Source organism: Haloarchaeobius baliensis, from assembly GCF_052060055.1.
Taxonomy (GTDB): domain Archaea; phylum Halobacteriota; class Halobacteria; order Halobacteriales; family Natrialbaceae; genus Haloarchaeobius; species Haloarchaeobius baliensis.
Genome location: NZ_JBPPFR010000002.1, coordinates 281,184 through 298,981, shown reverse-complemented (window position 1 = coordinate 298,981; position 17,798 = coordinate 281,184). Strand labels below are relative to the sequence as shown.

The window sequence follows — 17,798 nt, the reverse complement described above, 5'->3', positions numbered from 1 at the left end:
CGACCGAAACGGTGAGCGCCAGCGAGCCGAACCCGCCGGTCTGCATCGTCGCCTCCACGTTCACTTTTTGGCCCAGCTTTTGCGAGCGCCGAGCTTGCTCGGCGCTCGACAAAAGGTGGTGGTTGAGAGGAGTAAGCCCCCTTCTGTTCGTCCCGGCATTCGGCTGAGCGTCCGTCGCCTCGTCCGGACTACCTAGCGGCGCGGACTTGCACCGGTGGGGATTCGCCGTTCCATCCGTTCTCGCCCGTCCGTGCTCGGCGGGTCAACTCCCTTCCCTTGCGGGTCGGTTCGCGCGCTCCCGGCTGACGCCGGTCGCGCCGGGCGGTGACTCGTCACCGCTCGCGCCTCATCGCTCGGGGCGAGGGGTCTCGTTTCTGTTCCAGAGCCAGCGGTCTCCCGCTCCGGACTTGCGTCCGGCCACCTGTCCGGACGGTGGGGGGACTTTCCTCACGTCGTGGCGTGGCCACGTCGCGGCGGCCGGGCTCTCTCTACCATCCGAACGTAGCCCCGTTCCGCGTTTAAACCCCTCGGTCACAGGGGCGGTAGGAGCCGCCTACCACCGCCGAATCGAAACGAAAGCGTTCAAGAGCGTGTCTCCCCATATACAGTCTATGTCGCAGGCAAAAGGCGTCCAGTTGACGTACGACGACGGGGCGCGCGCTGTCGAACTCGCGCGAGAAGCGGTGGAGGGCTTCGTCGTGAACGGTCGACGCGAGCAGCCCGGCAGCATGATCGACGCCTTCTACAACCGAACCGGTGCGTTCGTCCGGCTCGAATCGACGCGCGGACGCGGCAGCCTACGGGGCTGTGCCGGTGGCTACGAGTCGAACGACCAGCTCGGACACGTCATCGTCGACGCCGCCATCGAGGCCGCCAGCGAGGACTCGTGTGGGTCGGAGGTCACACCGACGGAGCTGTCGAGTCTCACCGTCTCCGTCTGCTGTGTCTGTAACGTCGTCCTCACCGACGACCCGGTCGCCGACATGGAGCTCGGCACGCACGGCGTCGCCATCGACACGGGGAGCGAGCGCGGCTGGCTCTACCCGACCGTCCCGGTCGAGCACGGCTGGTCCGAGGCCGAGTACCTCGGCCGCGTCTGCCGGAAGGCCGGCCTGCCGCCGATGGCGTGGCAGCAGGAGGACGTGATGGTGACGCTGTTCGAGGGCCAGATCTTCCGCGAGCGCGAGCCCGAGGGCAGCATCGAGGAGCTGACGAACTAGAACCCGACCCGCTCGGCGTCGCGGAGCGCCCGTTCTGCCGCCGCATCGACGTCGAACTCGCCGACTAACTCTCCATCCCGCAGCAACGGCTCCAGCAGGGGTTCCGCGTCCGCTGGCCCCTCGCGGTCCGCCAGCCCGACCGCGTGTGCGCCGTCGGCGGTCCGGTACACCTGCTTCGTCCCGGAGAGCTTCCCGCGCTTTGCCGCCGGCTCGCCGTCGACGCACACGATGTCGAGCGCGAAGTCCACGGGATCGGCGTTCGTGACGTGGCTCCCGACGCCGAAGCCGTCGGCGAGGGCGCGCAGTTCGCGGATGCGCCCGGGGGTGAGCCCGCCGCTGACGAAGATGTCGACGTCGTCGTGCCCCCGGACGTCGAGCTCCCAGCGCACCTCGCGGATGATGTGTGCGAAGTCGCCCCGGCGCGACCCCGTCGTGTCGAGACGCACGCCGTCCAGATCCTCGCCGAGCTCCTCGACCGCACGGAGCACCTCGTCGACCTCGTCGCTGTAGGTGTCACAGAGCGCGATGCGGGGCACCTCGGGCGGCGCGGCCTCGTGGAACGCCCGCCACGCCTCCTCCTGGTGGCCACGGCCCATGCAGATGACGAGCGCGTGCGGCATCGTACCGCCCGCCTCGCGGCCGAGCAGCTCGCCCGCAGCGACGTGCGAGAAGCCGTCCAGCCCGCCGACGAGCGCGCTCCGTTCGACGACGGCGGCGATGGCGGGGTGGACGTGTCGAGCGCCGAACGAGAGCACCTGCGACTCCGGTGCAGCCAGTCTGGCCTCGAGCGCGGCCGTCGCGAAGCCCGAGGCCTGCGAGAGCAAGCCCAGGATCGAGGTCTCCAGTCTGGCGAAGTCGAGGTAGTCCCCCTCGATGCGCATCACGGGCCCGCCGTCGAACAGCCGCCCCTCGGGGATCGCGTCCACGTCGACCGGCCGTCCCTCCAGCAGCCGGGCGACGCTCTCGACGCCGGCCAGCAGCTCGAACTCGCCGGAGGGGAACTGGTCGGCGGTCACCTCGGTGACCACGCGGGGGTTCACACCGGCGTGCTCCAGCGCTCCCTCAGTGCGCTCGAAGTAGGCGTCCGTGGCGGTGCCGTCTCGGATCGCCTCGGCGGGTATCACGTCGAACGAGTCGTCCATACCGGGCGCTTCTCGCCCCCGGGCAAAAACCTAGGCGGCTCCGGTCCGGTTGGCGGCTCCGGTCCGGTTCGCCGTCGGCACGGGGAGCGACGACGACGCCGTCACTCCGGCGTCCGCCGCGACGACGGCGGTTGAACCGGGTGCGTGTACGTCGTCGAGCTCGCCGACGGTCGGCGCGTTCACCACGAGCACCGTGTCCCCGTCCCTGACGACGCGGAACGCGTCGGCGAAGCCACCGTCGGGGACGACGTAGACCCCGTCACCGCGGGATTCGGCCCCGTTGGCCGCCAGCAGCTCGCGGTAGGCGTCGGCGAACTCGCGCGCCTCGTCGGCCGACTCCCACCGCGACTGCCAGACGTACGCGCCCTGCTCACCGTCGGTGTAGAACACCAGCCGGTCGCCGTCCCACCCCGCCGAGTACGGGTGCTCGTACGTGTAGCGGTTCACGCCCTCGCCGCCGGTGTAGTGCTCGCGGGGGACGACCTCGCCATACCAGAGCATCGAGTACGTCTGGGCCTCCCCGACCGTCTCGAGGACCGACTCGCCGCCGACCGCGATGCGCCGCCAGTCGTCGCTCGACCGGTCCGGAACCGTCACCGTCGCCGGCCGTTCGTCCGGGTACTTCTCGGGGTGGATGAGCTGTTCGGTGCTGACCGGTCGGTTCTCGAAGGCCGCGTCGACGGCGTCCCAGCCCCCGCGCTCGTACAGTGCCGCGACGAAGCGCTCCCCAGCAGCGTACGGCGTGTACGTCGCCACCGAGAGCCCGACGTTCACGTCGCTGCTGCCGCCACCGCTACCCTCCTGCTGGGGCACCTCGACGCAGTCCCAGGTCCCCTCGGCACACCGCTGCTCGTACAGTCCCTCGACGTAGTTCGCGTCGCCCTCGACGACGCCCGTCGCCGCCAACCGACCGTCGCGGGTCGTCGTCTGCGCACCGAGCCCGAACTGCTGGTCCTGCAGCGCGTGCTGGAGCTCGTGCACCAGCGTCGCCCGCGAGAGCCGGAGCTGCTCCGAGCCGTCGCTCACGATGACGATGTCGCCCCGGGAGTAGTAGCCCAGCACCGACGAGCCGTACAGTTCGCCGAACGCCTCGTCCACCGTCGTGTCCTCGTCGACGACGAACAGTGCCTCCCAGAACTGCTCGCGCCACTCCGGCGACGAGCCGCCGCTCCCGCGACGCTCGCGGTACGTCTCTCGCGAGATGATCTCGACGGAGACGGACTCCTCGAACTCGTGGCCGCGGATGCGCTCGATGCGCGCCATCGCTCGTGCGGTGACCGCCTCGATCTCGGGCTTGCTCAGCCCGTCCTCGGCCTCGACCGGGAGCGAGTCGTTCCACCAGTAGCCGTCCTCCCAGCCGCGCACGTCCGTCTCGGGGTCGTCCCGGTTCGATTCCGGTTCCGCGAGGCGCGTCTCGCCCGAGCCGAGCCCGAGACAGCCCGACAGGAGGAGCAGGGCGACGAGACAGCCGAGCGGGAGGATACGTCTCATGGCGTCGGGTTCGGCCCGGGCGACAAAGGAGTTTGGCCCGTCAGGCCGCGACGACGCTCGCGTTCGTCGTGCCCGCGCCGCTGCGGACGCCGTTAAGGTCGTCGACGGTCGGTGCGTTGACGATGGTGACGGTCGTCCCCTGCTGGACGACGTAGTACGCGTCGCCGTACTCGGCGTCGTCGTCGATGACGAACGTGTCCGGCCGGTCGCTCACCGCCTGTGCGTCGTGGTGTTCGAGCAGGTCGCGGTAGGCGTCGGCGAACTCGGCGGCATCGCCCTCGCTGTCCCACTCGGTCTGCCAGACGTAGCCCGTCTCGTTCGTGCTCATCGAGTCGTCGGTGACGTAGGGGAGGAGCCGGTCACCCGCCCACCCGTCCGTGATGGGGTGGTCGTAGTTGAACGGGTCCGTCTGGTTGAGCTGCTGGCCGTCGTAGTTCAGGTGGTTCCGGTACGGGATGACGACGTCGGTCAGCTGACCGGTCGCCTGGGTCGTCTCGTACGACGGGTACCAGAACATCACGTACAGGCCCGCCTCGCCGAAGGAGGCGTAGTCGATCCCCCCCTCGAGGTCGAGCACCTCCCACTCGCCGGAGCTCCGGTCCTCGATGGTCGGGTACTCCGGCTCCTCGTCCGGATACCGCTCGGGGTGGATGGTCTGCTCCGTGCTCGCCGGCGGGTTCTCGTACACCGCGTTCACGGCGTCCCAGCCGCCCTGCTCGTAGAGCTGCTGGACGAACAGCACGCCGTCGCTGTACGGCTGGAACGACACCTGGTACAGCCCGATGTGGATGTCGCTGGACCCACCGCCGCCCTGCTGTCCCTGGGGCATCAGGCAGTCCCAGTCGGACTCACAGCGCTCCTGGTACAGCTGGTCCACGAGGTTGCCGTCGCCCTCGATGATGCCGTCACGGGCGTTGTGGAGCTCCTGCGTGGACTGGTTGAACGAGCTGATGTCGAAGCGCTGGTCCTGCAGCCCGTGGAACAGCTCCTGGGAGAGCGTGATCTCGTTCATCTCCGGCGTCTCGGAGTCGGAGATGATGACGATCTGGCCCTCGCTCGGCGAGTAGTAGCCACCGACACCCCCCGCGAAGTTCTGGTTCTGCACCGCGATGGCGTCGGTCGACTCGTCGACCATCAGCATCGCCTCCCACTTCACGTTCTGGTGGAGCCGGTTCTCGGGCGTCGTGTTGCCCGACTCGACCTGTTCCCGGTACTCCTCGCGGGAGATGATCTCGACGGGCACGCGGCTCTCGAACTCGAGGCCACGGACCTCCTCGACGCGGGCCATCGCACGGGAGACCACCTTGTCGAGCTCGGAGTCGTTGAGGCCGTCGCTCCGGTCGACGGTGATGCTCTCGTTGTACCAGTAGCCGTCCTCCCAGCCGAGGACGTCCTCCTCGGGATCGGCGGGAGCGGCGGAGCCGGTATCGCCGTCACTGGTCGTCGTCGATTCGGCCGTCGTCTGCATCGTCTCCGTCGGTGCCGTGGTCTCTGTCTCGGGTGCACTCGACCCGGTGAGTGCGCTGCAGCCCGCGAGGACCACGAGCAGAGCGACGAGGACGCTCGCCGTTGCTCGCATACGTCAGGCGAAGGCCCACGCGGAAATAAACCGCCCGGTGCTGCCGGCACAATGGACTTTGTGCTACCGACCGAAGGGACGACCATGGAGTTCGACTCGACCGACACCGCGCTGGTGGTCGTGGACATGCAGAACGGCTTCTGCAAGCCGGATGGAAGCCTCTACGCGCCCGGGAGCGAGGCGGTCGTCGACCCGGTCGCGTCGCTGGTCGACCGGGCACACGACGCCGGCGTCCGCGTCGTCTTCACCCGCGACGTCCACCCATCGGGGCAGTTCGACGACGCGCACTACTACGACGAGTTCGAGCAGTGGGGCGAGCACGTCGTCGAGGGGTCGTGGGAGGCACAGCTGGTCGAGGAACTGGAGGTGCGCGAGGGCGACCACCTCGTCGAGAAGCACACCTACGACGCGTTCCACGAGACGGAGCTGGACGGCTGGCTCACCGCGCGGGGCATCGACGACCTGGTCATCTGCGGGACGCTCGCGAACGTCTGCGTCCTCCACACCGCCGGGAGCGCCGGCCTGCGGGACTACAGACCGGTGCTCGTGGAGGACTGCATCGGTGCCATCGAGGAGGACCATCGGGAGTACGCGCTGGACCACGCGGACTGGCTGTTCGGCGAGGTCGCGCAGTCCGGGGACGTGACGTTCGTCGACGGGCGATGACGGGCTGACCGCGACCGGACGACTGCAGTGCAGCGGCTGGAATCCGTCTCCGGAGGGGCGAACAGGCGACGCGAACTGCTCGACCGACGGGGCGTCGCGCACCCGCGGAACCGACGGCCGACGGTGTGTCAGAACACGCCGTCGTTGGCCGTGGCATCGTTCATAAACCCTGGACCGACGGCGAACGATTATGCCGGGTCGACGGTGATCGTGACGGAGTCGCCGATGGCGAACTCGTGGGCCGGGGAGACGAGCTTCGCGCCGAAGCCCGCATCGCGGGCGAGGAACAGCGAGAGACCGTGGACCGGCTCCCCGTTCGCGCGCACGGTCACGTCGTTCCAGTGGACGGTCCGGCCGTCTGCGACGCCGACGCGCTCGCCGAGGAAGGTGACGGGGCCGTCGCCGTCGCGTCGGGAGCCGCGCTCGTCGAACAGCCCGCCGCAGTCGTAGTGTCTGAAGCCGCCGTCGAGCGCGACACGCTTCCCGTCGCAGTCTGTCGCCTCGAGGCCGACGAACCGACCCGGAGCCGGATGGTCGGGCGCGTCGAGCATCGCCCACGTGTCGCCCGTCGCGACGACCTCGCCGGTGCCGTCCCACGGGACCGGCTCGACCGGCACGTCGGCGACGAGCGGGAGCGAGCCGGACGCACGCCGGAGGTGCTGGCCGGGCAGTCGAAAGCCGACGTGGAGGTGGGGGTCGACCCACGGGCCGAAGAAGCCGGGGAAGACGAGGTCGCCGAGGTCGTCGCCGACCGCGACACTGGTGCCGGTGGCGAGCGGCGAGTCGACGTGCATGACGCGGGCGACGAGTTCTGGGTCGCTGCCGTCCGCGACCGACAGCCCCGGCGTCGCTTCGATATCGACGTCCACGAGCAGGAGGTGGTCCTCGTCCTCGGCGTAGTCGCGTGGCGGTGCTCTGACCGTGACCGTCTCGCGCACCGTGCCCGCGACGGGGCTCGGGGCGGCCTCGCTCCCGGGGTAGCAGTCGACGGCGTGGCCCGCGTCGTGGGCCGGGTACGGCGAGTTGTACAGCGAGAGCCGGTCGTACTGGTCGAGGACGGCCGGACCGAGCGTGACCTCCATCGGCGAGGGCTTCGGACCCGATGGGTTTAGACGCGTCGCCCCCAACCCGGAGCCATGCGCGTGGTTCGCGGCCGCGGGGAGAATCCGACGGTCGACGGGGAGGTGACGGCACGGTTGCTCGACGAGGTCGGCGAGCGCCGCGAGCCGGCGGTCCGGGTGTGGGCGCCACACCGCATCGTCGCGTTCGGGCGGCGCGACGCCAACGAAGCGGGGTACGAGGCGGCGGCGAGCGCGGCCAGGGAGCGCGGCTTCGAGCCGGTGACCCGGAGCGTCGGCGGCCGCGCGGTCGCCTACGACGGCGAGACGACGCTCGCGTTCGCCCGCATCACGCCCGTCGAGGACGTTCGCGGCGGACTCGATGCACGCTACGAGGCGCTCACCACCGACGTGCAACGCGCGCTTCGGCGACTCGGCGTCCCGGCCGAGCGCGGCGAGCCGACCGACTCCTTCTGCCCCGGCCAGCACTCGCTCCAGCGCGACGGCAAGCTGGTCGGCATCGCCCAGCGCGTCCGGGCCGACGCCGCCATCACCTCCGGCGTCTGCATCGTCCGGAACCACGCCGAGCTCGCGGACGTGCTGGCGGCGGTCTACGGCGCGCTCGACGCTCCGTTCGAGCCGGACTCGCTGGGGAGCATCGAGCGCGCCGGCGGGACGAGCGACCCCGAGACGGTGCGGGCGACCATCGAGGCGGAGCTGGTCGGCGACGCGGAGCAGACGGTCGAGCGTCTCGACGCGTCGTAGTTCGGACATCTCGCCGCGACTCAGTTCGGGAGACTTAGGACGCCCGACGCGGGAGAGGGAGGTATGCTCATCGGCAACGCGACGCTGCCGGACGGGACGACCGCCGACGTGCGCGTCGACGGCGAGACCATCGACGCGGTCGGCGACCTCGGCGGCGAGGCCGACGTGGACGCGACCGGGAAGCTGCTCATGCCCGGCGCCATCGACGTCCACGTCCACTTCCGCCAGCCCGGCTTCTCGCACAAGGAGACGTGGGCGACCGGCTCGCAGAGCGCCGCCGCCGGCGGCGTGACGACGGTCGTCGACCAGCCCAACACCGACCCGCCGACCGTCACCGGCGACGCCTTCGACGAGAAGGCCGCCCTCGCCGCCGACTCGCTCGTCGACTGGGGAATCAACGGCGGCGTCACGGAGTCGTGGGACCCCGACTCGCTGTTCGACCGGCCGCTGTTCGCGCTCGGCGAGGTGTTCCTCGCGGATTCGACTGGCGACATGGGAATCGAGGCCGACCTGTTCGACGACGCGGTCGAGCTGGCCGCCGCGAACGACGTGCCCGTCACGGTCCACGCGGAGGACGCCGACCTGTTCGACGAGGATGCCCTCGCGAACGCTGGCGACGGTGTCGGACGGGATGCCGACGCCGACGCCTGGTCGTCCTACCGGACCCCGGAGGCCGAGGCCGCCGCGGTCGAGCGTGCCTGCGAGGTCGCCGCCGACTCCGGGGCCGACCTCCACATCGCCCACACCTCGACGCCCGAGGGCATCGACGCCGCCGCCGAGGCCGGCGCGACCTGCGAGGTCACGCCCCACCACCTGTTCCTCTCGCGCCTCGACCTCGACGAACTGGGCACCTACGGCCGGATGAACCCGCCGCTTCGCTCCGAACCGCGCCGAGAGGCCGTCTTCGAACGCGTCGCGGACGGCACCGTCGACGTCGTCGCGACCGACCACGCGCCGCACACCATCGAGGAGAAGGAGGCGACCATCCGTGAGGCACCCTCGGGCGTCCCCGGCGTCGAGACGATGGTCCCGCTCCTGCTCGTCGAAGCCACCGCGACGGACGGCGCGTTCGGCTACGAGCGCGTCCGCGACCTCGTCGCCACGAACCCCGCCGAGATATTCGGGCTCGACTCGAAAGGGCGGGTCGCCGAGGGCTACGACGCCGACCTCGTGCTGTACAACATCGACGAGGCCCGGGAGATCCGCGGCGGGGACCTCCACTCGAACTGTGGCTGGACGCCGTTCGAGGGCTTCAGGGGCATCTTCCCAGAGTGGACGACCGTCCGCGGGACCGTCGTCTGGGACGGCGAGGCGTTCGGCGAGAACGCCGGGCAGAACGTCAGGAACTGAGTTCGGGGCGGCTCACAGCGGGGCCGTGGCGAGCGCCGCGGCGAGCATCACGCCGACGCCGAAGCCGCTGACCCTCGTCATCGCGCGCCGCGAGTCGGCCTCGGTCCAGTCCGAGCCCGAATCCATGTAGCGCTGCATGTTCTCGATGCCGCGGCCGGCCATCACGGAGCCCGACCAGCCGAGCACGCCGAACCCGAGCGCGAGCGCGCCGAGTGCGAACGTCGTCTCGGTCGCGCTCCGGAGGCCGGCGTCGAACGCGAGGCCGACGACGGCGAGAAAGCCGACCGCGACCCCGGCGACCGCGGCGGTCGCGAACCGGCGGGCAGGCGCGGCGAGCCCCGTCGTGGGTGCCACGTCAGTCGACCGCATCCTGCATCCGCGGGTCCAGTGCGTCGCGCATCCCGTCGCCGAGCAGGTTGAACCCGAGGACGGTCAGCGCGAGGAACAGGCCGGGGAAGAACGACATCCACCAGAGCCCGTTGAGCAGGCCGTTGTTGACGCCCTTCGTCAGCATCCAGCCCCACGACGGCGTGCCGGCGGTCGCCCCGAAGCCGAGGAACGACAGCGCCGCGAGGTCGATGACCGCCAGCCCGAAGTTCAGCGTGCTCTGGACGGTGATCGGCGCGAGCGAGTTCGGCAGCACGTGCCTGACGATGACCCGCCAGTCCCGTGCCCCGAGCGCGACCGTCGCGTCGACGTACTCGTCCTCGAGCACCTTCAGCGCGGCCCCCCGGACGACGCGAGCGAACCGCGGCGTGTAGACGAGCGTCAGCGCGATGACGGCCTTCCACAGCCCGGTGCCGAAGATGGCGACGACCGCGAGCGCGAGCAGCAGCGACGGGAACGACAACAGCACGTCCATCGTCCGCATGACGACGTTGTCCAGCCACCCGCCGTAGTACACCGCGAGCGTCCCGAGACCGACACCCAGCACCGTCGAGGCGGCGACCGTGACGGTGCCGTACTTCAGCGCGAGCCACGCGCCGTACATCGTCCGGAGGAACACGTCGCGGCGCTGTGCGTCGGTCCCGAACGGGTGCTGGCACGACCCGAGGGAGCCGAGCCAGCCGGTGATCGTCGGGCTCCCACACGGTGGGTGCTTCCGCGGCTGCGCGAACTGCGTGTCGAGGATGGTGCCGAAGTCCAGCACACCGACGAACACGGCGAGACGCGTCAGCACACCCATGAGCGTGATGAGCAGTATCAGTGACAGCCCGAGTATCGCGAGGCGGTTCGACAGCAGGTCGGAGAGGAACGGCGACGCCAGGAGCCGGTCGAGGAAGCCCCTGTCCTCGTGGGTCGTCGAGGCGGTCTCCGTGCTCATTGTTCGATCCTCGGGTCGAGGTAGGTGTAGGTCAGGTCCACGAACAGGTTCACCATGGTGAAGACGACGGCGAACAGCAGGACGATGCCCTGTACGACCGGGTAGTCACCGTCGGTGATAGCGTCGACGAGCAGCATCCCGATACCGCGGATGTTGAACACGGTCTCGGTCAGCACCGCGCCGCCGAGCAGGCTGCCGAACTGGATACCGATGACGGTGACTACGGGGATGAGCGCGTTCCGGAGGCCGTGTTTCAGCAGGGTTATCTTCTCGCCCTGCCCCTTCGCCCGGGCGGTCCGGATGTAGTCCTGCCGGACGACCTCGAGCATCGACGAGCGCATCATCCGGGAGATGAGCGCCATCGAGTAGATGCCGATGACCATCGAGGGCAGGAACAGGTGCCAGACGGCGTCGACGAACATCACGATGTCCCCCTTGATGATGGAGTCGAGGAGCAACACCCCGGTTATCTTGGGCAGCGGCCCGTTCGAGAGGAGCCCGTTCGTCGGGAACCAGTCGAGATGCACCGCGAAGAGCAGGATGATCAACGGACCGCTCCAGAATATCGGCACGCTGATGCCGGTTAGTGCACCGATTCTGCTGATGTGGTCGGTGATCGTGTCCTGCTTGACCGCACTGATGATGCCGATGGGGATGCCGAAGACGATACCCGCAATCTGCCCGAGAAAGGCGAGCTGGAGCGTGATCGGGAACTTCCAGCGCAGGATGTCAGTGACGGGCTCTCCCTTGTCGTGGACCCAGGACTCACCGAGGTCGAACTGGACGACCTCGACCATGAACCGGACGTACTGCACCCATATCGGGTCGTCGAGCCCGAGCCGTTCCTCGATTCGTTGGATTTCAGCTGCGTCGGCCTGTTGGGTCGCGATGACCGTGGCCGGGTTGCCGGGCGAGAGGTGGAGGATGGAGAACACCAGCGTCGCCACTCCGAACAGCACGGGAATCAACAGCAGCAACCGCTTGATCACGTATCTCGTACTTATCATGAGGGCGGTGACGAGACGTTACTCGAGCTCCACCCGGTTCAGGAACGGCCCACCGATGACGCCGACGGTGAAGTTCGAGACGTCGGGGCCGATGCCACGGACCTCCTCCGTGTGCACAAGGGGGACCCACGGACACTCCTCGTGGAAGATCGCACCGGCCTCCCGGTAGAGCGACTGCCGCTCGCTGGTCTCGTAGGTGGACTGCCCCTGCTCGACGAGCTCCATGAACTCGTTGTTCGCCCAGGCGGCACGGTTTGTCTTGTTGATCCCCTCGGTGCTCCACTCGACGTAGTCCTGGTCGGGAGCGGACTCCACCTGCGGATGGAGCAGTGCGTAGTAGAAGTTGTCTGGGTCGCCGTTGTCGGTCATCCAGCCGAGGAAGCAAGCATCGTGGCTCCCCTGGGCCGTGTAGTTGAGGTAGGTCTCCCACGTCTTCTGCTCCAGGTTCGCGGTGATGCCGACCTCGCCGAGGTACGAGCGGACCGTCTCTGCGGCCTCCCCGGGCGACGGGTTGTAGGCCCGCGGGTTCTGGAACGTCGCCAGCTCGAACTCGAAGCCGTCGCCGTAGCCCGCCTCCTCGAGCAGCTGCCGGGCCTGCTCGGGGTCGTACGGGTACGGGTCGAGCTCCTCGTTGTACCCGGTGACCGAGTCGGGAATCGGCTGGCTCGCAGGGGTCGCGATCCCCTGGTAGACGGTGCTTGCCAGCTCCTCCGTGTCGATGGCGTAGTTCATCGCCTGCCGGACCTTCTTGTTGCGGAACGGCTCGAACGTCGCCATGTTCATCGCGAGGTAGCCGACGTTGATACCACCTCGTCGCTTGATCTCGCCCTCGCCGTCCTCGACCTGCGTGATGGTCTGCGGGCTGAGCCCGTCGATGATGTCGAGTTCACCCGCGTTGAGCGACGACGCGCGAGTCCCGTTCTCGCCGATGACCTCGAACGTCACCTCTTCGACGTGGGGGCCCTCGCCGTAGTAGTCGTCGTACGCCGAAAGCCGGATGGTGCCGGTCCCCTGGTCCGCGCTCTCGAACTGGAACGCGCTCGTCCCGACCATCTCCGAGGAGAAGTCGGTCCCGGACTCGATCTCGGACTTCGGCAGGACGGCCATCGCGAACGCCCCGAGGTTCGCCAGGAACGGGGCGTACTTCTTCGCGATGCTGAACTCGACGGTGTAGTCGTCGGGTGCGGAGACGTCCTCTACTGCACCGAGGAGGTACGGGCCGTAGCCCGAGCGGTCCTCGAAGTGGTACTCGTACTCGGGGTCGACGAAGCGTCGGTACGTCGCGATGACGTCCTCGGCGGTGAACTCGTCCCCGTTGTGGAACGTCGCGTCCTCGCGTAGCTGGAGAGTCGCGGTCGTCCCCTCGATGGTGAAGTCCGTCGCCAGCGACTCGACCAGCGCCGACCCACCCGGCTCGAACCCGATGAGCTTGTCGTAGACCTGGTTCGTCACCTTGGCAACCTCGCCGCTGGTGGACGCCTGGGGGTCCAGTGTCGCCGAGGGTGCCCCTCGGCCGTACGTGAGTGTCCCGCTCCCACCACTACCCACGAAGTCGCCGACGCAGCCGGCCGTCATCGTGGTCGTCGCCGTCGCTGCGCCTGCCGCCTTCAGGAAGTTCCGCCTGTCCATGTCGCGTGCCATAGGATGCCGTGCATGGTAATGACCAATAAATATAACGAAAGTACGTAAAACGGTAACAAACGGCCAGCGCGGAACAGGCTGTCAGTCCTCCCGCTCCAGATGGCAGGCAGACTGGTGGACGCCGGCGCCGAGGGCCGGCTCCTCGCGCTCGCAGACGCTCCCGAACTCCTCGGCGAGCAGTTCCTCCGCCGTCTCGTACTCGCCGTCTGCGACGAGGCGGAGCGACTCGTCGACGACCTGTCGCACCTCTGGTGGGAGCGACGTGTCGAAGAGCTCCTCGCGGGCCTCCGTGACCGCCACGCCGCCGTCCGTCGCTGCCTGTGGGGTGCCCTGGCTCGTCGTCACCAGCAGTTCCTCGGGGACAGAGCGCTCGGCGACGCGCTGTCGGAAGTCCATCAGCTCCCGGTACGCCGCCTGCTCGATGTCGAGGTCGTCCGGCGGAATGACCTTCGGGCAGCGCGTCCGGAACCGACAGCCGGACGGCGGGTCGATGGGACTCGGCACCGAGCCCGACAGCAGGATCCGGTCCTCGGTCTCCGCGGTCGGGTCGGGGTCCGGTATGGACGACAGGAGCGCCTCGGTGTAGGGGTGGCGCGGGTCCGCGAACAGCTCGCCGGTCTCCGCGATCTCCACGACCTTCCCGAGGTACATCACCGCGACTCGGTCGGAGATGTGCCGGACGACGCTCAGGTCGTGGGCGATGAACAGGTAGGTGAGCCCGAACTCCTCCTGGAGGTCCTCCAGCAGGTTCAGTATCTGTGCCTGGACGCTCACGTCGAGCGCGGACACCGGCTCGTCGGCGACGATGAAGTCAGGGTCCACCGCCAGTGCCCGTGCGATGCCGACGCGCTGGCGCTGCCCACCGGAGAGCTCGTGTGGATACCGGTCGCGCTGGTCGACCTCCAGTCCGACGGCCTCGATGAGCTCGTCGACCCGCTCGCGCGTCGAGACGCCGTCACCCTCCGGGAGGCCGTGTATCTTGAGCGGCTCGCGGATGGTCTGGGCGACGGTCATCCGCGGGTCGAGTGACGACATCGGGTCCTGGAAGATCATCTGGATGTCCCGCCGGCGCTTGCGCAGGTCATCGTCGTCCAGCGAGGCGAGGTCCTCGCCCGCGAACAGCACCCTGCCGTCGGTCGGTTCGAGCAGGCGGAGCAGGGTGCGTCCGGTGGTCGACTTCCCGCAGCCGGACTCGCCGACCAGCCCGAGCGTCTCGCCCTCGTACAGCTCGAGGTCGACGCCGTCGACCGCCCTGACGGGGCGCTGTTCGTCGGCCAGCAGCCGGTCGAGGAGGTCGTCCGCCTGCGAGAAGTACTTCTCGAGCCCGTCGACCTCGAGCAGCGGGTCACCGTCGAAGCGCTCGGTCCCGGCTGCCATCGCGTCCTCGTCGGTCCCGTACACCGACGTATCGAAGTCGTCGAGGATGCACTTCGAGCGGTGCGCCACGCTCTCGGGGCCGTGCTGACGGTACTCGATCTCGCCCTCCCGGCACTCCGGTTCCGCCCACGGACACCGTGGTGCGAAGTGACAGCCCGACGGCATGTCGACGAGGTCGGGCACGTTCCCCTCGATGGGGGTGAGTCGGTCCGTCTCGTCGGTCGGGATGGACTCCAGCAGCGTGTAGGTGTACGGATGGCTCGGGTTCTCGAATATCTCCTCGACGGGGCCCTCCTCGACGATCTCGCCGGCGTACATCACCGCGACTCGGTCGCAGGTCTCCGCGATGACGCCGAGGTCGTGGGTGATGAACAGCACCGACATGCCGATGTCCGCCTGCAGCTCGTTGATGAGCTCGAGTATCTGCGCCTGGATGGTCACGTCGAGCGCCGTCGTCGGCTCGTCAGCGATGAGCAGCTGTGGCTGGCAGGCCAGCGCGATGGCGATGAGCACCCGCTGGCGCATCCCGCCCGAGAACTCGTGGGGGTAGTCGTCGATCCGCTCGCCGGGGTCGGGGATACCGACCTGCTCGAGGATGTCGACGGCCGACTGCAGCACCTCCTCGTCGATGCCGCCGCCGCGTAGCGACGGCAGCACCTCGCGGACCGCGTTCCACCAGGTGTCCTTCTTCCGCCCGCCGTACTGGTGCAGCTGCAGGCTCTCGGCGACCTGCTCGCCGACGGTCAGGGCGGGGTTGAGCGAGGTCATCGGGTCCTGGAAGATCATGCTCATCTCGCCGCCGCGGATGGAGCGCATCGCCGGCTCGGGGGCGGCGGTCAGGTCCACGACGCCACTGTCCGTGTCGACGAAGTCGCCGTCCGGGTACCGGTCGGCGAGGTCCGAGGCGAACGCCGCGTCGTGGAACTCGACGGTGCCGTCGACGACCTCTCCCGGGTCGTCGACCAGCCCCATTGTCGACAGCGCGGTGACGCTCTTGCCGGAGCCGCTCTCGCCGACGAGTCCGACCGTCTCGCCCTCGCGGACCGTCAGGTCGATGCCGTCGACGGCCTTCACCTGCCCGCGGTCGGTCGAGAACTGCGTCCTGAGACCGGAGATGGAGAGTACGTCGTTCACTATCTCCGTAGGCGATGGCCAGAGGTAAAATAAGTTTCCACACGAGCCGAGGGAACACCCCACATGGCTGCGCGGCGTCCGGGACTCCCCCGTCGAACGGGAACCCTTTTCACGGCTCCTGCACCCACGTACCGGCATGGAGCAGCCCGGTGTCAACGACGCAGCAGTCGAGTCCTGGGAGCGCGTCGTCGAGGATATGGAGGCCACGGCCGCCGAGTACCGCGACGACGGGTGGGAGGTCGTCGAGCTCCACCCCGGCGACGTGACCCCGCTCCCCCCGGACCACGACCGCTTCGGCCTCGACGTCCTCGTCGGCGGCGACGAGTTCGAGACGGTCAGCGCGATGGTCACCGACGAGGGCGCCGCCTTCGACGAGTTCGAAGTGTTCCGCGCGGTCCACGCCGGCCACGTGTTCCTCGTCGTCGCCGTCGAGGACGCGGCGCGCGAGCAGGTCGTCCTCGTGCCGGCGTACTACGGCATCAAGGACGCCGAGAAGACCATCGAGGCGGTGCTGGAGCAGGGGCGCTTCCCGATTCACATCCGCCCGCTCACCATCGAGGACGTCGTGACGGTCGAGCCGTCGGAGCCCGAGTTGTTGCTGCCGCCGACGGAGTGACCTACTCCGTCTCCTCTTCCTCCCGCAGCTCCGCGCTCGCCTCGCGCACCTCGCGCATGACCGAGGAGATGCGTTCCTCGGCCTCCAGCTCCTCCTCGACGCTCAGGTCGACGCCCTCGACCTCCAGCAGGAACTTCGCGACCTCTGTGGACTCGTACATCACGTCGTCCAGCTCCTCGGCGGTGAAGAAGTCGCACATCGCGCCGTAGAGGAACGTCGCGCCGGCGGTCCGTATCTTGTCCTCGAAGGCTGCGCGGGCCTGGTTGACCGCCTGCGGCGTGTACGTGTCCGTCATGAACGGGACGAGCTCGGGCAGGTTCTCGCCGATCTTCGTCATCTCGACACCGGTCTCGGTGCGGAAGTCCGAGCAGAGACGGGCGATGGCCCACTCGCGGGCGGTGATGTAGGTGCGGTCGCGGAGGAACTCGTTGACGCGCTCGTACTGCGCGCCGTCCATCTTCTTGAAGCGGTCGTAGGTGGCCACGTCCTCGGGGACGTCCAGCGTCTCCTCGTCGGGGACGCCCGGCGAGGGGCCGCCCGCGTCTCCCGGCCCGTCGGCCGGCGAGGGGCCGCCCGCGTCTCCCGGCTCCTCGCCTCGCGACGCCACCTCGTCTGCGGCGGACTGGTCGGTCCCGTCGTGTTCCGGTGTGTCGGCCGGTGCGTCCGTCGACGGGTCGGCCTGCTGGTCCGCCTCGCTGGCCGGCGTCTCCTCGTCGTCCCCGTCCGTGCCCGGCGACTGCTCGGTCATGCCCTGCCCTACCTCGCTCTCGGCTAAAAAGGTTCGGCGGCGTCCCGGGGTCAGTCGTCGGTCCGCCGGAGCACGACGGCGAAGCCCCCGATGGAGAGCAGGAACGCCGCCGTCGCGACGGGGTACTGCGCGGTGCTGAGCGTGGCCGCAAGCGAGCCGGCACCGAGCGACCCGGCGACGGTGGCGACGAGCGGCGCGGTGCAGCTCACGCAGGCGAGCAGGCCGACCGCACCCGGCATCGACGCGCTCCACGTCCGATCGACGGCGACGGCCGCAAGCAGCCCGAGCGTCGCGTAACCCGCGACGAGGAACGGGACGACGGTGAGCGCGACGAACGGCCCGACGTAGTGGACCGCCGGCCCCCAGCCCGGAATCGCGAGGTGGACCGAGAGCTCGGGCGCAGACGCCGCCGGCGCGAGCAGCCCCGCGGTCCACAGCAGCACGACGACGTACGCACCACCGACGAGCGCCGGGAGCGGCGACAGCGACCGCGCGCCGGCGTCGACGGCCACCGCGACCCCGACGGCGCTGACCGCCAGCCACAGCAGCGGGTAGGCGACCTGCGCGGCCGACTGGACGACGGGGTCGACCGCCAGCCAGTAGCCGAGGGTCAGGCCCGCGACCACGGCGAGTGCGACCCACGACAGCGGCAGCCGGGGGCGACCGTCGACGACCGACAT

General features: G+C 69.3%; 16 protein-coding genes and 1 other RNA gene. 5 read left to right on the top strand and 12 right to left on the bottom strand.

The genetic code is table 11. The features are described from left to right. Nucleotides 1-120: 120 nt before the first annotated feature. Nucleotides 121-493, bottom strand: an RNA gene (gene rnpB, locus ACSG06_RS12345) — RNase P RNA component. A 118-nt stretch (nt 494-611) separates the two neighbouring features. Between rnpB and ACSG06_RS12340 the strand changes: the two genes are divergently transcribed. Next, complete coding sequence (locus ACSG06_RS12340; RefSeq protein WP_440990585.1) at nt 612-1,220, top strand: TIGR00296 family protein; 609 nt, start codon at nt 612-614, stop codon at nt 1,218-1,220. Here the strand turns inward: ACSG06_RS12340 and ACSG06_RS12335 are convergent. Genes ACSG06_RS12335 through ACSG06_RS12325 form a run of 3 tightly spaced genes read right to left on the bottom strand, consistent with a single transcriptional unit; the run spans nt 1,217 to nt 5,432 of the window. Then, nucleotides 1,217-2,362, bottom strand: a complete 1,146-nt coding sequence (locus ACSG06_RS12335; RefSeq protein ID WP_440990584.1) for a nicotinate phosphoribosyltransferase — start codon at nt 2,360-2,362, stop codon at nt 1,217-1,219. The genes ACSG06_RS12340 and ACSG06_RS12335 overlap by 4 nt on opposite strands. Nucleotides 2,363-2,392: 30 nt before the next feature. After that, on the bottom strand, nt 2,393-3,853 hold the full coding sequence (locus ACSG06_RS12330) for an Hvo_1808 family surface protein (protein WP_440990583.1): 1,461 nt from the start codon (nt 3,851-3,853) through the stop codon (nt 2,393-2,395). 40 nt (nt 3,854-3,893) lie between these two features. Beyond that, on the bottom strand, nt 3,894-5,432 hold the full coding sequence (locus ACSG06_RS12325) for an Hvo_1808 family surface protein (RefSeq protein WP_440990582.1): 1,539 nt from the start codon (nt 5,430-5,432) through the stop codon (nt 3,894-3,896). 51 nt (nt 5,433-5,483) lie between these two features. On the opposite strand from ACSG06_RS12325, the gene ACSG06_RS12320 reads away from it, so the two are divergent. Further along, nucleotides 5,484-6,098, top strand: a complete 615-nt coding sequence (locus ACSG06_RS12320; protein WP_440990581.1) for a cysteine hydrolase family protein — start codon at nt 5,484-5,486, stop codon at nt 6,096-6,098. A 188-nt stretch (nt 6,099-6,286) separates the two neighbouring features. Here ACSG06_RS12320 and ACSG06_RS12315 read toward each other — a convergent pair whose 3' ends face one another. Beyond that, nucleotides 6,287-7,180: a DUF8155 domain-containing protein gene (locus tag ACSG06_RS12315; RefSeq protein WP_440990580.1), complete on the bottom strand. Its 894-nt coding sequence runs from the start codon at nt 7,178-7,180 to the stop codon at nt 6,287-6,289. Between the two features lie 54 nt (nt 7,181-7,234). Between ACSG06_RS12315 and ACSG06_RS12310 the strand changes: the two genes are divergently transcribed. Next, nucleotides 7,235-7,921: a lipoate--protein ligase family protein gene (locus ACSG06_RS12310; protein WP_440990579.1), complete on the top strand. Its 687-nt coding sequence runs from the start codon at nt 7,235-7,237 to the stop codon at nt 7,919-7,921. A gap of 63 nt (nt 7,922-7,984) precedes the next feature. Further along, complete coding sequence (locus ACSG06_RS12305; RefSeq protein WP_440990578.1) at nt 7,985-9,271, top strand: dihydroorotase; 1,287 nt, start codon at nt 7,985-7,987, stop codon at nt 9,269-9,271. A gap of 12 nt (nt 9,272-9,283) precedes the next feature. Here ACSG06_RS12305 and ACSG06_RS12300 read toward each other — a convergent pair whose 3' ends face one another. The 5 genes from ACSG06_RS12300 to ACSG06_RS12280 form a co-directional block, all read right to left on the bottom strand. Beyond that, nucleotides 9,284-9,640 (bottom strand): DUF7268 family protein, encoded by a 357-nt coding sequence (locus ACSG06_RS12300; RefSeq protein ID WP_440990577.1) that lies wholly within the window; start codon nt 9,638-9,640, stop codon nt 9,284-9,286. Then, nucleotides 9,627-10,595: an ABC transporter permease gene (locus tag ACSG06_RS12295; protein ID WP_440990576.1), complete on the bottom strand. Its 969-nt coding sequence runs from the start codon at nt 10,593-10,595 to the stop codon at nt 9,627-9,629. The genes ACSG06_RS12300 and ACSG06_RS12295 overlap by 14 nt, the downstream gene beginning before the upstream one ends. Further along, nucleotides 10,592-11,602, bottom strand: a complete 1,011-nt coding sequence (locus ACSG06_RS12290; protein WP_440990575.1) for an ABC transporter permease — start codon at nt 11,600-11,602, stop codon at nt 10,592-10,594. Before ACSG06_RS12290 ends, ACSG06_RS12295 begins: the two co-directional genes overlap by 4 nt. Nucleotides 11,603-11,620: 18 nt before the next feature. Further along, complete coding sequence (locus tag ACSG06_RS12285) at nt 11,621-13,243, bottom strand: ABC transporter substrate-binding protein (protein ID WP_440990574.1); 1,623 nt, start codon at nt 13,241-13,243, stop codon at nt 11,621-11,623. Nucleotides 13,244-13,324: 81 nt separating this feature from the next. Next, nucleotides 13,325-15,754 carry an ABC transporter ATP-binding protein gene (locus tag ACSG06_RS12280; protein WP_440990573.1) on the bottom strand — a complete coding sequence of 810 codons (2,430 nt, stop codon included), beginning with the start codon at nt 15,752-15,754 and terminating at the stop codon, nt 13,325-13,327. A 136-nt stretch (nt 15,755-15,890) separates the two neighbouring features. Between ACSG06_RS12280 and ACSG06_RS12275 the strand changes: the two genes are divergently transcribed. Continuing rightward, complete coding sequence (locus ACSG06_RS12275) at nt 15,891-16,370, top strand: DUF7529 family protein (RefSeq protein ID WP_440990572.1); 480 nt, start codon at nt 15,891-15,893, stop codon at nt 16,368-16,370. 1 nt (nt 16,371) lies between these two features. Here the strand turns inward: ACSG06_RS12275 and ACSG06_RS12270 are convergent, their stop codons facing one another. Further along, the gene (locus ACSG06_RS12270) at nt 16,372-17,118 is read right to left on the bottom strand and encodes a DUF5806 family protein (protein ID WP_440990571.1); all 747 of its coding nucleotides are present in this window, start codon (nt 17,116-17,118) and stop codon (nt 16,372-16,374) included. Nucleotides 17,119-17,168: 50 nt separating this feature from the next. Then, on the bottom strand, nt 17,169-17,798 hold the full coding sequence (locus ACSG06_RS12265) for a DUF7546 family protein (RefSeq protein WP_440990570.1): 630 nt from the start codon (nt 17,796-17,798) through the stop codon (nt 17,169-17,171).

Coding starts and splice junctions, on each gene's coding strand:
- ACSG06_RS12340 (WP_440990585.1), top strand. CDS start 612: ATGTCGCAGGCAAAAGGCGTCCAGTTGACGTACGACGACGGGGCGCGC.
- ACSG06_RS12335 (WP_440990584.1), bottom strand. CDS start 2,362: ATGGACGACTCGTTCGACGTGATACCCGCCGAGGCGATCCGAGACGGC.
- ACSG06_RS12330 (WP_440990583.1), bottom strand. CDS start 3,853: ATGAGACGTATCCTCCCGCTCGGCTGTCTCGTCGCCCTGCTCCTCCTG.
- ACSG06_RS12325 (WP_440990582.1), bottom strand. CDS start 5,432: ATGCGAGCAACGGCGAGCGTCCTCGTCGCTCTGCTCGTGGTCCTCGCG.
- ACSG06_RS12320 (WP_440990581.1), top strand. CDS start 5,484: ATGGACTTTGTGCTACCGACCGAAGGGACGACCATGGAGTTCGACTCG.
- ACSG06_RS12315 (WP_440990580.1), bottom strand. CDS start 7,180: ATGGAGGTCACGCTCGGTCCGGCCGTCCTCGACCAGTACGACCGGCTC.
- ACSG06_RS12310 (WP_440990579.1), top strand. CDS start 7,235: ATGCGCGTGGTTCGCGGCCGCGGGGAGAATCCGACGGTCGACGGGGAG.
- ACSG06_RS12305 (WP_440990578.1), top strand. CDS start 7,985: ATGCTCATCGGCAACGCGACGCTGCCGGACGGGACGACCGCCGACGTG.
- ACSG06_RS12300 (WP_440990577.1), bottom strand. CDS start 9,640: ATGCGGTCGACTGACGTGGCACCCACGACGGGGCTCGCCGCGCCTGCC.
- ACSG06_RS12295 (WP_440990576.1), bottom strand. CDS start 10,595: ATGAGCACGGAGACCGCCTCGACGACCCACGAGGACAGGGGCTTCCTC.
- ACSG06_RS12290 (WP_440990575.1), bottom strand. CDS start 11,602: ATGATAAGTACGAGATACGTGATCAAGCGGTTGCTGCTGTTGATTCCC.
- ACSG06_RS12285 (WP_440990574.1), bottom strand. CDS start 13,243: ATGGCACGCGACATGGACAGGCGGAACTTCCTGAAGGCGGCAGGCGCA.
- ACSG06_RS12275 (WP_440990572.1), top strand. CDS start 15,891: ATGGAGCAGCCCGGTGTCAACGACGCAGCAGTCGAGTCCTGGGAGCGC.
- ACSG06_RS12270 (WP_440990571.1), bottom strand. CDS start 17,118: ATGACCGAGCAGTCGCCGGGCACGGACGGGGACGACGAGGAGACGCCG.
- ACSG06_RS12265 (WP_440990570.1), bottom strand. CDS start 17,798: ATGTCGGTCGTCGACGGTCGCCCCCGGCTGCCGCTGTCGTGGGTCGCA.